Below are 12,504 nucleotides of genomic sequence, written 5' to 3'. Positions count from 1 at the left end.
CTATAAAGGGCTGGCGAAGATATTTCACCCCGCATGCGCATCTGCTGACGATTGACGGGTTAGGATAGGCGCCTGTTCTACATCAAGTTTGCCAATGGGAGTCTCCATGAGTGCCGTCACCCGTGCCGCCGTTGAAGGCGTGCTTCGCCAGTACACCGACCCTTATCTGAACCAGGACCCGGTCAGCGCCGGTTGCGTGCGCGCCATCGATATCCAGGGCGGTCAGGTCAGCGTGCAGTTGCAGTTGGGGTATGCCGCCGGGCTGTTCAAGAACGGCTGGGCCCAGGTGCTGCAGACCGCCATCGGCAACCTCGAGGGCGTCAGCAGCGCCCAGGTGTCGATCGATTGCCAGGTGGCCGCGCACAAGGCCCAGGCCCAGGTACCGGCCATGGCCAACGTCAAGAACATCGTCGCCGTGGCCTCGGGCAAGGGTGGGGTGGGCAAGTCGACCACCGCGGCCAACCTGGCCTTGGCCTTGGCCCGCGAAGGCGCGCGGGTGGGTATTCTCGATGCCGACATCTATGGCCCAAGCCAGGGCGTGATGTTCGGTATCGCTGAAGGCACCCGCCCACAGATCCGTGAGCAGAAGTGGTTTGTGCCGATCAAGGCCCATGGTGTGGAAGTCATGTCCATGGCGTTCCTCACCGACGACAACACGCCGATGGTCTGGCGAGGCCCGATGGTCTCCGGTGCGCTGCTGCAACTGGTGACCCAAACCGCCTGGGACGACCTGGATTACCTGGTGATCGACATGCCGCCGGGTACCGGCGATATCCAGCTGACGCTGGCGCAGAAAGTGCCGGTGGCCGGCTCTGTGATCGTCACCACTCCGCAGGACCTGGCGTTGCTGGATGCCAAGAAGGGCGTGGAGATGTTCCGCAAGGTCAACATCCCGGTGCTCGGCGTGGTCGAGAACATGGCCGTGCATATCTGTTCAAACTGTGGTCATGCCGAGCATCTGTTCGGCGAAGGCGGTGGTGAGAAGCTGGCGAGCCAGTATGGCGTCGACCTGCTGGCCTCGCTGCCGTTGTCGATGCTGATCCGCGAGCAGGCCGACAGCGGTAAGCCCACGGCGATTGCCGAGCCGGAAAGCCAGATTGCCATGGTCTATCAGGAACTGGCCCGCCAGGTGGGTGCACGCATCGTACTGCAGGAAGCAGCCGCACCGGCGATGCCGAGCATTACCATCAGCGAAGACTGACGCATTTCCTGTGGGAGCGGCCTTGTGCCGCGAAAGGGCCGCAAAGCGGCCCCGGCAATATGTGGTTGGATCACCTATCTTGGGGGTGCTTCGCACCCCTTTCGCGACACAAGGCCGCTCCTGCACAGGCATAAAAAAACCCGCCAGAAGGCGGGTTTTTTTGAAAGCTAGGAAGCGAGATCGACTTAGGCGATCTGAACTTCTTCAGCCTGCATGCCTTTCTGGCCGCGGGTAGCGACGAAAGTAACAGCCTGGCCTTCTTTCAGGGTTTTGAAGCCGTCAGCTTGGATGGCTTTGAAGTGCACGAACAGGTCGTCACCCGACTGAGGGGTGATGAAGCCGTAGCCTTTCTCATCGTTGAACCACTTAACGGTACCGGATTGGCGATTGGACATTTTTCTGTCTCCTTGGACAATTTAATAACGGTCAGGAAAAACCCTGCCCGGGACTGAGCGCAAAGAGAGCAGAAAATTCAGCGATGGGCCGATCAGGATCGTGCATCAAACTAGAGATTCTCGGTGTCACGTGCAGCACAGTGGCGTCACCTTACCCCACTTTCCGCAACCTGCCAATGGTCTGGAGAAGCTTTAGGCAAATTCGGATCGACGGCGGCTGCAGCCTCCGCCCGGCGCGGGATGCGGCATAGAACTTTAACCTGCGCGCCGGGACCGGTAAGATGCGCCTCACGATTTTTACCACGCAACTCTTCAGGACACCCCCGCCATGAGCATCAAATCGGACAAGTGGATTCGCCGCATGGCGCAGGAACACGGCATGATCGAACCGTTCGTCGAGCGCCAGGTGCGCGGCGAACAGGACAGCCGGGTCATTTCCTTCGGTGTTTCCAGCTACGGCTACGACGTGCGCTGCGCCGACGAATTCAAGGTTTTCACCAATATCAACTCGGCCACCGTCGACCCCAAAAACTTCGACGCCGGCAGCTTTGTCGATATCAAGAGCGACGTGTGCATCATCCCGCCGAACTCCTTCGCCCTGGCCCGCACTGTCGAGTATTTCCGCATTCCGCGTGACGTGCTGACCATCTGCCTGGGCAAGAGCACCTACGCCCGCTGCGGCATCATCGTCAACGTCACCCCGCTCGAGCCCGAGTGGGAGGGCCACGTGACGCTGGAGTTCTCCAACACCACCACGCTGCCGGCGAAAATCTACGCCAACGAAGGCGTGGCACAGATGCTGTTCCTGCAGTCGGACGAAGAGTGTGAAGTGTCCTACAAGGACCGTGGCGGCAAATACCAAGGCCAGCGCGGCGTTACCCTGCCACGTACCTGAACCGACAAACGCGGGGAATTACCCGTGGCTTTGGCACTCCAACGCTGTAATGCCGATGCGCATGATGCGTATCGGCTTACGTCAGGAGCAGCCAATGAAACTCCATCCCGCAATCAGTGCCAAGCTGGCAGGCCTGCAGCCCAACCACGTCGGGTTGTTGCCCTGGTCACTGCTGGCGCACCCGCTGCCGATGCAGGCGGGGGGCGTGCCGCACCAGCCTGGTCCCGATACGCCACAGCCCCCGCAGCCAGGCGATACACCTCTTACGGAGCCAGGCGAACCCACCTTGCCTGACGAGCCGCCTCCGGCGCCTGTCGCCTGAGCGCATTTACACCGGCCAGACGCGCCCCGCGCCAGACAGGTAGATCTTGCTGGCGTCGGCTGGCGTAATTTCCCAGCCACCGGTGAATTCACCAAATGCCGGCAGCAGGCTCACGCGGGCATCGATCAGGAAGCAAGGCAGGCGCAGTCGTTGGCGAGCCTTGCCGCGCAGGACGAAGACCGGGTGAACATGGCCTGCCAGCACCGGATGGGTGGGGTGTGGTTGAGGTTCGTGCTGTAGCGCGAACGGTTCCAATAGCCAAGGTTCATCTTGCACTTCAATGCGCAGCGAAGCGGGGGGATCGCCTGCGTTGCGATCATGGTTGCCGCGTATCAGGACTATTTGCAGATTTGCATGCCGTTCCCGCCAATCATGCACCTTGGCCAGTGTCGCCGGGGCGCGTGCCGTTCGGGCATGCAGAAAATCGCCCAGAATGATCAGCAGCTCACAGTCATAAGCCCCCAGCAGGCTATCAAGCCGCGCGAGTGTGGCCTGCGTGGTGCCGCGTGGTACCGGCTGATGGAGGGCGCGGTAGCTGGCGGCCTTGCCGATGTGCACGTCTGCTACCAGCAGAGCGCGGCGGGCAGGCCAGTAGATGGCTTTGTCGGGGAGCAGCCAGAGCGTTTGGCCACAGTGGGTGATGGGCTGATGATTCATGGTTCAGTCGGGCCCATTGACGCAGCGCTTTCCAGCTCAGCCACCATTCGCGCAATCCGGTCCGCCAGTTTTTCGGTGCTCAGCGTCTCGCGCATGCCTTCCACGAGCAACGCAAATGCCAACGGTCCCGGCCGCTTCAACATACGCAGGTCCAAGCGCAGGCTGCCCATTTTCAGCAATTGCTGATGCAGCCGGTCAATTTCCAGCTCCTCTCTCAGCACCTCGTCCCGCGCCTGGCCCAGTAGCAGGTTGTCAGCGTCATGCTTGCGGAAAACCTCGTAGAACAGCCCACTGGATGCCTGGATCTGCCGGGTACTTTTCTGTGCTGCCGGGTATCCGCCAAAAACCAGCCCGGCGATCTGGGCGATCTCACGAAAACGCCGCAACGCCATTTCTCCCGCATTCAGGCTAGCCAATACATCCTCCAGCAGGTGTTCGGTAGCAAGCGCCTGCGGCAAGTACGCTGCCCAGTCCACGGTGCCAGGGCTGAGCAGCTCGAACCCATAATCGTTGACGGCAATCGATACCGACAGCGGCTGCACGCGGCTGACCCGCCACGCAATCAGGTTGGCCAGGCCCAGATTGGCCATGCGCCCGGCAAACGGGTAAAGGAACAGGTGCCAACCCTGGCGGGATTTGAACGTCTCGGCCAGCAGCGTGCCTGTCGTGGGCAACGCCGACCATTGAGCCTGTAGCGCCAGCAGCGGGCGCACCGCGCGCATCTCCGGGCCCTCGAAGCGCTCATGGGCTGCGGCATCGAGTTGTTCAACCAGCGCGTCGGCCAGTTCGCTGGAGAGCGGCATGCGCCCGCCATTCCAGCGCGCCACCGCAGCCTTGCGCGCAGTACTGCGACGCACATAGGCCGTCATGTTTTCCACCCGTACCAGTTCCAGCACTCGCCCGCCAAATACCAGCGTATCGCCCGGGCGCAGGCGGGCGATGAACGCTTCTTCGACACTGCCCAGCGTTTTGCCCCCGCCGCCCTTGCTCCAGTATTTCAACTGCAGGTGGGCATCACTGACAATGGTGCCGATGCCCATGCGGTGACGGCGCGCCAGGCGTTCACTGGCCACGCGATAGGTGCCGTCCTCCTGGCGTTCAACACGCTGGTAATCAGGGTAGGCGCTGAGTGAGCCTCCGCCGTGGCAGACGAAGTCCAATGCCCATTGCCACTGGTTGTCGCGCAACTCGGCGAACGCCCAGGTGCTGCGCACTTCGGACAGCAATTGTGCTGCGCGAAAACCACTGCCCAAGGCCATGCTGACCAGGTGCTGCACCAGGACGTCCATGCACAGGCGTGGCGAGAAGCGCGCTTCAATGTGCCCGGCTGCCAGTGCCTGGCGGGCTGCTGCTGCTTCCACCAGTTCCAGGCTGTGAGTAGGCACCAGGGTTATTCGCGAGCGACGCCCCGGTGCATGACCGGAGCGACCGGCCCGCTGCATCAGGCGGGCAATACCCTTGGCCGAGCCGATCTGCAGCACCCGCTCCACCGGTAAAAAGTCCACGCCAAGGTCCAGGCTGGACGTACAGACCACTGCCTTCAGGCTGCCCTGCTTGAGGCTGCGCTCGACCCAGTCACGGGTGTCCCGGGCGAGCGAGGCATGGTGCAGGGCAATCAGCCCGGCCCAATCGGGGCGGGCGTCAAGCAGGGCCTGGTACCACAGTTCGGCCTGGGCACGGGTGTTGGTAAATACCAGGCAACTGGCACTGGCGTCGATCTCATGGCTGACCTGCTCGAGCATCTTGAGGCCCATGTGCCCGGCCCAGGGGAAGCGGTCAATCGCCGCCGGCAGCAGGGTATCAACCTGCAGCGCCTTGTCCTGGCGGCCCTGCACCAGCAGGCCACCTTGTGGCAGGAGTACCTCCAACGCGTGTTGCAGGTTGCCCAGCGTGGCAGAGAGACCCCAGGTGGGCAGCCCGGGGTGCCACCGGCGCAGGCGGGCGAGGGCCAGTTGCAGTTGTACCCCGCGCTTGTTGCCCAGCAGTTCGTGCCATTCATCCACCACCACCAGGCGCAGCGTGGCGAAGTCTTCGCGGGCCTGTGCCCGGGTCAATAGCAAGGTGAGGCTTTCGGGGGTGGTCACCAGTACACTGGGCAGGCGCCGTGCTTGCCGGGCGCGTTCGGCGCTGCCAGTGTCGCCGCTGCGCACCCCTATGCTCCAGGGCAGCTCGAGCTCATCAACGGGCGCTTGCAAGGCACGGGCAGTGTCGGCGGCCAGGGCTCGCATGGGTGTCACCCATACCACCTGCAGAGGTACAGGTTGGCGGCCCTGTGGCAGGGCCTTGAACGCACGTAGCGCGGCGAGCCATACCGCGTAGGTCTTGCCTGCGCCGGTACTGGCATGTAACAGGCCAGACTCGCCACGTTCCACGGCTGCCCAGACACGTCGCTGGAAAGCGAACGGCTTCCAGCCGCGTTTGGCGAACCAGGCATTGGCAAGGTCAGTGGCGGTGGGCATGAGGCAGTGGTCCGTCCAAGGTTGTGCTTCTACAGACCAGCCGCCAGTGGCAATGGTTTTACCGAATCAGTTGCCCAGCAGATAGCCGCTGCGGCATACCTGCTCGCCGGCCACATGGGCGATGACCATGCCCGCGGTTGCCATGCGCCGCACGCTGCGGGCGTACAACAGGCCTGGCTGGCTGTTGCGTACGGCGGTCACCCGGTCGCTGAGCGGGTCGATGATTTCTGCGATCAACTGACCGGCTTCCAGGTGCTGCCCTGGTTTGGCGTGATACACCAGCAAACCGCCCAGTGGCGTCGACACCGGCTCGACAGCAGCCAGCGCAGTGGCGGGGTTGAGCAAGGCCGGCAAGGCGGGGCTGGTGCCCTCGATAACACCCGCGTGGGTCAGGAAGTCGATTATCGCCTGGCAATCCTGGCTGGCCAGGTCATGGCTGACATCGGCCTGGCCACGCAGTTCGACAGTCACCGAGCAGCAGCCCAGCGGGATAGGGAAGCGCTTGCCGAAGCGTTGCTGCAACTGCCACCAGACCAGGCTGAAGCATTCGTCGAACGACTGCCCGCCCGAGTCGGTGGCCAGCAGGCTGGCCTGGGCGCCCAGGTAGCGGGCCAGCGGCTCGATCTGCTGCCAGGCGTCGGGCGTGGTGTACAGGTGCTCGACCGCCTCGAAATCGCAATGCAGGTCCAGCACCATGTCGGCGTCGCAGGCCAGGCGCTGCAGGATCAGGCGCTGCGCCTGCAGGGGCGTGCGGGCCGGGTGTGCCTCCAGCCCTCGGCGCAGGTATTCGCGAATCAGCGCAACGTTATGCACCGGGTCCTGAGTCAGGTGTGTTTCGATCTGGTCGCCAATGGTGTCCGACAGGTCGACGAAGTTGCGGTTGAAGTTTTCGCCGCTTTGCAGTTCGAAGCGCCCCAGTGGCGCATCCAGCAGCACTTGTTCCAGGCCGACCGGGTTGGCCACCGGTACCAGGACGATTTCACGCTGCAGGCGGCCCTGTTGTTCAAGTGCCATCAAGCGGTGTTTGAGGTGCCAGGACACCAGCATGCCTGGCAGCTCGTCGGCGTGCAGCGAGGCCTGGATATAGACCTTGCCGCCACCACGGGGGCCGAAGTGAAAGCTGTGCAGTTGGCGGGTGATGCCCGGAACGGGTGAGAGCAGGTCGTGGGTTGAATGGTGCATGGCGGTCCTGGATGCGTGGCGAATACGGTCTGCGACACGGGTCGGCTCAAAGATAGAAGCATAATTTTTGGCCTTGCGCCTGCATCGCTTTCGCTCCGTTGATCGCACTGGCTTCTTCGCGGGCCAGAATTGCCTCAGGCCAGCAATGCCTGCAAGGTTGCCAGGTCATCCGCCTCTTCCACCGGCTTGTCCAGCCGCCAACGCAGCATGCGTGGAAAGCGCACGGCGATGCCGCTTTTGTGGCGCTTCGATAAAGCGATGCCTTCAAAGCCCAGTTCGAACACCAGCGTCGGCGTCACGCTGCGCACCGGGCCGAAGGTTTCCACCGTGGTCTTGCGAATAATGGCGTCGACCTTGCGCATTTCTTCGTCACTGAGGCCGGAGTAGGCCTTGGCAAAGGGCACCAGTGCGCGGCCCGGTGTGCCGGCCGGTGCATCCCATACGGCAAAGGTATAGTCGCTGTACAGGCTGGCCCGCCGACCGTGGCCGCGCTGGGCGTAGATCAGCACGGCATCGACGCTGAACGGGTCGATCTTCCACTTCCACCAGGTGCCCATGTCCTTGGTGCGCCCCACGCCGTACAGGGCTTCACGCTGCTTGAGCATCAGGCCCTCGACACCCAGGCTGCGTGATTGCTCGCGCTGGCGGGCGAGGTCAGCCCAGTCGGGGCCTTCGAGCAGGGGCGAAAGCAGCACCGGGGCCAGTGGGTGGTCTTGTACCAACTGTTCCAGCTGCCGGCGGCGTTCGTGCTGCGGCCGGTTGCGCCAGTCCTCGCCTTGCCACTCCAGCAGGTCGTAGGCTTGCAGTACCACCGGTGCATCGCTCAGCAATTTCTTGCCCAGTGTCTTGCGGCCGATGCGCTGCTGTAGCAAAGCAAAGGGCTGTACCGCCAGTTCAGCGGGGGTATCGCCTGGCTTCCATACCAGGATTTCACCATCCAGCACGACGCCATCGGGTAACGTCTGCGCCAGGCTGTGCAGCTCGGGGAAGCGATCGGTGACCAGCTCCTCACCACGCGACCAGACCCACAGCTGGCCTTCTCGTTTGACCACCTGGGCGCGGATACCGTCCCATTTCCACTCGATTTGCCAGGCGCTAGGTGGCCCGAGCAGTGCGTCGAACTGTTCGGTTGGCGCTTGCAGCGGGTGCGCCAGGAAGAACGGGTAGGGCAGGCCGCCGCGCTGGCTGTGTTCATCGGCCGACTCGGCGGCAATCAGCTTTTCATAGCTGGCGGGCGTGGGGCGGTGGCTGATATCGGTGTAGCCGACCATCCGCTGGGCGACGCGTTTGGCGTCCAGCCCGGCCAGTTGCGCCAGGGCACGGGTGACCAGCAGCTTGGACACGCCTACGCGAAAACTGCCAGTGATCAGTTTCAGGCACAGCATCAGGCTGGGGCGGTCCAGCTGCGCCCACAGCGGCTGCAGGCGCTGTTGAGCCTGCTCTGGTGGTAGCCCGCGCAGGGGCAGCAAGTACTGCTCCACCCAGGTGGCAAGGCCTTCATCGCTGCCCTCGGCGTGGATGGGCAACAACAGCGAAATGGTTTCGGCCAGGTCACCCACTGCCTGATAACTTTCTTCGAAGAGCCAGTCCGGTAACCCGGCCCTGGCCATTGCCTGTTCGCGCAACAGGCGAGTGGGCACCAGCTGGCGTGGGCGTCCGCCGGCCAGAAAGTACACGGCCCAGGCCGCATCTGCGGCGGGAGCACTGGCGAAATACTCGCGCAGCGCCTCTAGCTTGGCGTTGCTGGAAGTGGTCGCATCCAGGCGCAGGTACAACGTGGCGAAGGCTTTCATAGTGTGGGTTCGGTAGTGATAACGTCGTCCTCGTCGCCGTATTCGGTGGCGAAGGCGCGGGCATCAAGGCCTTGCTCGTTGAGGTAGCGCACCAGCACGTTGACCGAGCCGTGGGTGACCATCACCCGTTCGGCGCCCGTCTGGCCGATGGCCCACAGCAGGCCGGGCCAGTCGGCATGGTCCGAGAGCACGAAGCCCCGGTCTACGCCGCGGCGCCGGCGGGTGCCGCGCAGCAGCATCCAGCCACTGGCGAACGCATCGCTGTAGTCGCCGAAGCGGCGCATCCAGCTGCTGCCGCTGGCCGAGGGGGGCGCCAGGACCAGCGCCTGGCGCAGCAAAGGGTCGTTGCGCGGTATATCGCCGGCATAGCGCGTTTCTGGCAGGTGTACGCCGGCGTCCCGGTATACCCGGTTGAGGGGTTCGACGGCGCCATGAACGAGGATCGGGCCGAGGCTGGGGTCCAGCCCATGCAGAATCCGCTGGGCCTTGCCGAAGGCATAGCAAAACAGCACGCTGGCCTTGCCCTGTTCGCTGTTGGCCCGCCACCAGGCATTGATGCCGGCGAAGATGTCGGCCTGGCTGGGCCAGCGGTAGATTGGCAGGCCAAAAGTGGATTCGGTGATGAAGGTGTGGCACGGCACCGGTTCGAAGGGTGTACAGGTGGCATCGGGCTCAACCTTATAGTCACCTGAGGCGACCCAGACTTGGCCCTGATGCTCCAGGCGCACCTGCGCCGAGCCCAGCACATGGCCGGCCGGGTGCAGGCTCAGGGTCACGCCATGGTGTACCAGGCGCTCGCCGTAAGGCAGGGTCTGCAAGTTGATGTCTTGGCCCAGGCGGCTACGCAGGATGCCGGCGCCGGGGCTGGCGGTCAGATAATGGCCATTGCCGGTGCGTGCATGGTCACCGTGGCCATGGGTGATCACGGCGCGGTCCACGGGCCGCCAAGGGTCTATGTAGAAATCACCGGGCGGGCAGTAGAGGCCTTCGGGGCGGGCGATGACGAGGTCCATGGCATGGGCGCCGGTTTGGAGTTACCAGTTAGGAGCCATGCTGGAGAGAGGAAGTTCGACCGAGAATGGTTGGGGCTGCCAAGCAGCCCCGAAAAAGGCGATGGCGTTTATTTGCCGGGCACCAACGTGAGCCGCGGGTTGCCATATGCCCTGCCAAAATTCTGCGGCTGTAGCGGCAGGTTCATGAAGCGCCCTTTGAACCACGCATCCAGCCCGTCACTGTAATGTGCGCTGGCCGGGTTGCCCGACTGCCCGCTGCTGGTCAGCACCTGCAAAGGTTCGGCCTGGCCGAAGTCGACGATCATCCGCGCCGAGGCCGGCAGGCGGGTGTCGAAGTCGCTGCCCCAGGCGTACGGCGTGAGTGCCAGGGTAGTGAGGTCGCCGCCTGCCGCCAGCGGCGAACGGCTGGTGGCATCGCCCAAACCATGATAGGCCGGTGCCGGCCAGCGGTATTGGTGCAGCTTGCCCCACTGCCAGGCGCGGCGGTCTGCGCCCAGTTGTGCGGTGCCGGCATCCACCGCGCCAGCCAGGCTGCGGGCGAGGATGGTGGGCTTGTCTTCTTTCTGCGGGGTGCTGCGGTCATCCCAGAACGGGCTGTCATCGCGACCGAGCAAGTGATCGGCCTGCGCCGAGAAGGACAACCGTGCATTGTTGACGAAGGCCTGCCAGGCCGGGCCGGACTCCGGGCCAAGGTCGTCGAGGAACGTCTGTCGTGCCACTTCCTGAAGGAACAGCTCATACAGCGCTGCATCAGCCGACACCGTGCTCAGACGGCCGTCGAACGCCTTGAGCCGGGCCAGCGCATCTTTGGCCTTGTCGCGCTGGGCGGCGGGCAGCGCATCGATCGCCTGCTTCAGTGGCTGGGCCATGCCGGGGGCATCGAACATCTGCTTGAGCTTGCCGGCCAGCAGGGTCACCTGGTCGTTCTGCATTGCCATCAGGCTGCGGCTGTCGTGGCGGCCATTGCCGGCCAGCTGGGCCAGGCGCTCAGCGCGTTCCGGGTAATACCAGGTGCTGGACAGCTGCATGCCATAGCCTCGCGGCAGGCTGCGCTGGTTGGCGTGGCCGATCCAGCCGGCAGGTGGGTCCTGGTCGTAGGGGTGCAGCATCGGGTCGGCATAGCCGTCCCAGTCATAGCGCCCGTCCCAGCCGGGCGAGGGCAGCAGGCCCTGGCCTTCACGGCGATTGGGGTAGCGGCCGCTGACCTGCCAGCCGATGTGTTCAGGTTCGGCGAAGACGAAATTGAGGGCAGCAGCAGTCACTTCACGGGTACTGTCGAAGGCGCGCTCCACGTTCTTGGCCCGGGTCAGGTCAAACAGCGCATCCAGGCTGCGGTCGCCCTTGAACTGCGGCAGGTTCAGCGCCAGGCCCAGGCGGGCGTTGTCGGGTTGGGCCAGCACGGTGCCATGGCGAGTGTCGTACATCACCTCGCGCAGCGGGCGCTGGCCACGGACAAAGAAGGTTTCGCTACGGGCGCGGGCCGGCAGCCATTTGCCATCGGCCAGGTAACTCAGCTGGTTGCCCTGACGTCGCAGTTGCTCCAGGTACAAGTCCTGGTTGTCGGCCATCACGGCGCTGCTGCTCCAGGCCAGCTTGCCGTTGTAGCCGGCCAGCACGATTGGCAGGCCGGGTAACGACAGGCCGGCGACCTGGTACTTGCCAGTGTGGATTTGCACCGGGCTCAGGGCCCAGGCGGCACGGCTGTCGCTGGCCAGCAGGCTCTTGCCACTGCGGCTGCGCTGCGGCCCCAGCGCCAGGTTGGCCGAGCCCGGGCTGCCGAGCAGGCCAAGGTCGGCCAGTTTCTGGCTGGCGGCCGCCAGTGCGTGAAGGCCCGGCAGCTGGCTGGCCAGGTTCAGGCCCTTGAGCTTGTCCACTTCGCCTTGAGCCAGTGGCTCATCCGGGGCGCCGGGCAGCAGCCAGGCCAGTTTGTCACTGCCGGCCTTCTCTGCCAGGGTCAGGGCGCTCAGTTCTTCCTGCAGGTTCACCGACTGGCTGAACGCGTACAGGCAGAAGATCAGCGCCGAGTCCTCAGGCTTCCAGTATTCGGGGCGATAGCCACTGTTGGCCAGACCGGCCGGCAACTTGTCGCGGTAGCGGAACAGGTAGGCGTTGACCCCGCGTGCATACACTTCGAAGAAGCGCTTGAGCCGTGGCGATGCGTCGGCGTATTGCTGGGCGGCGCTCTGCTTGAGGTTGGCAGCGCGCATCAGGCGGTCGATGTCCAGCGCGTCGCTGCCGGCCAGTTCGGCCAGGCGACCCTGGGCGAGCAGGCGCATGGCAACCATCTGTTCGATGCGGTCGCCGGCGTGCACATAGCCCAGACTGAACAGCGCATCATGGAAGCTGCTGCTTTCGATCAGCGGCGCGCCCATCGCGTTGCGGCGCACCGAGACGTTTTGCGCCAGGCCCTTGAGTGGCTGCACGCCGCTGGTCGGTGGCACGCTGTCCTGGTGGCCGCCCGTCTGGCAGCCGGCCAGCCCGAGCATACCGAGCAGCGTTGCGGCGGTTGCAAACCGCAGGCGTAAGGGAGGAAAGGCGGGGGCGGCCATGACAAGGGCTCCTGCAAGGCGAGGCGGGTTTCGAAAGG

The 12,504-nt window shown here is 64.2% G+C and carries 10 protein-coding genes; 3 read left to right on the top strand and 7 right to left on the bottom strand.

Annotated features, from left to right (window positions below; translation table 11 throughout):
* Positions 1-106 precede the first annotated feature (106 nt).
* Positions 107-1,201 carry an iron-sulfur cluster carrier protein ApbC gene (gene apbC, locus OZ911_RS22670; protein ID WP_023048369.1) on the top strand — a complete coding sequence of 365 codons (1,095 nt, stop codon included), beginning with the start codon at positions 107-109 and terminating at the stop codon, positions 1,199-1,201.
* Between the two features lie 185 nt (positions 1,202-1,386).
* Here the strand turns inward: apbC and OZ911_RS22665 are convergent, their stop codons facing one another.
* Complete coding sequence (locus OZ911_RS22665; RefSeq protein WP_016488765.1) at positions 1,387-1,596, bottom strand: cold-shock protein; 210 nt, start codon at positions 1,594-1,596, stop codon at positions 1,387-1,389.
* Positions 1,597-1,924: 328 nt separating this feature from the next.
* On the opposite strand from OZ911_RS22665, the gene dcd reads away from it, so the two are divergent.
* Both dcd and OZ911_RS22655 read left to right on the top strand, forming a co-directional pair.
* Positions 1,925-2,491 (top strand): dCTP deaminase, encoded by a 567-nt coding sequence (dcd, locus tag OZ911_RS22660; protein ID WP_003258001.1) that lies wholly within the window; start codon positions 1,925-1,927, stop codon positions 2,489-2,491.
* A 94-nt stretch (positions 2,492-2,585) separates the two neighbouring features.
* Complete coding sequence (locus OZ911_RS22655; protein WP_016488764.1) at positions 2,586-2,813, top strand: hypothetical protein; 228 nt, start codon at positions 2,586-2,588, stop codon at positions 2,811-2,813.
* A gap of 6 nt (positions 2,814-2,819) precedes the next feature.
* Here the strand turns inward: OZ911_RS22655 and pdeM are convergent, their stop codons facing one another.
* From pdeM to OZ911_RS22625, 6 genes are all read right to left on the bottom strand, one after another.
* Entirely contained in the window at positions 2,820-3,470 is a 651-nt protein-coding gene (pdeM, locus tag OZ911_RS22650; protein ID WP_023048370.1) for a ligase-associated DNA damage response endonuclease PdeM, read from the bottom strand.
* Complete coding sequence (locus OZ911_RS22645) at positions 3,467-5,929, bottom strand: ligase-associated DNA damage response DEXH box helicase (protein WP_023048371.1); 2,463 nt, start codon at positions 5,927-5,929, stop codon at positions 3,467-3,469. Before OZ911_RS22645 ends, pdeM begins: the two co-directional genes overlap by 4 nt.
* Positions 5,930-5,995: 66 nt before the next feature.
* A complete protein-coding gene (locus OZ911_RS22640) occupies positions 5,996-7,111 on the bottom strand; it encodes a succinylglutamate desuccinylase/aspartoacylase family protein (protein WP_070086455.1) in 1,116 nt (371 codons plus the stop codon).
* 134 nt (positions 7,112-7,245) lie between these two features.
* Positions 7,246-8,904, bottom strand: a complete 1,659-nt coding sequence (locus tag OZ911_RS22635) for an ATP-dependent DNA ligase (protein ID WP_016488760.1) — start codon at positions 8,902-8,904, stop codon at positions 7,246-7,248.
* On the bottom strand, positions 8,901-9,917 hold the full coding sequence (locus OZ911_RS22630) for a ligase-associated DNA damage response exonuclease (RefSeq protein WP_016488759.1): 1,017 nt from the start codon (positions 9,915-9,917) through the stop codon (positions 8,901-8,903). Before OZ911_RS22630 ends, OZ911_RS22635 begins: the two co-directional genes overlap by 4 nt.
* Before the next feature lie 107 nt (positions 9,918-10,024).
* A complete protein-coding gene (locus tag OZ911_RS22625) occupies positions 10,025-12,466 on the bottom strand; it encodes a penicillin acylase family protein (RefSeq protein WP_070086456.1) in 2,442 nt (813 codons plus the stop codon).
* Between the last annotated feature and the right edge of the window lie 38 nt (positions 12,467-12,504).

The organism is Pseudomonas fortuita, assembly GCF_026898135.2.
GTDB classification, from domain to species: Bacteria; Pseudomonadota; Gammaproteobacteria; order Pseudomonadales; family Pseudomonadaceae; genus Aquipseudomonas; species Aquipseudomonas fortuita.
The sequence above is the reverse complement of the archived record's forward strand: the minus strand, read 5'-3'. Positions and strand labels throughout refer to the sequence as shown.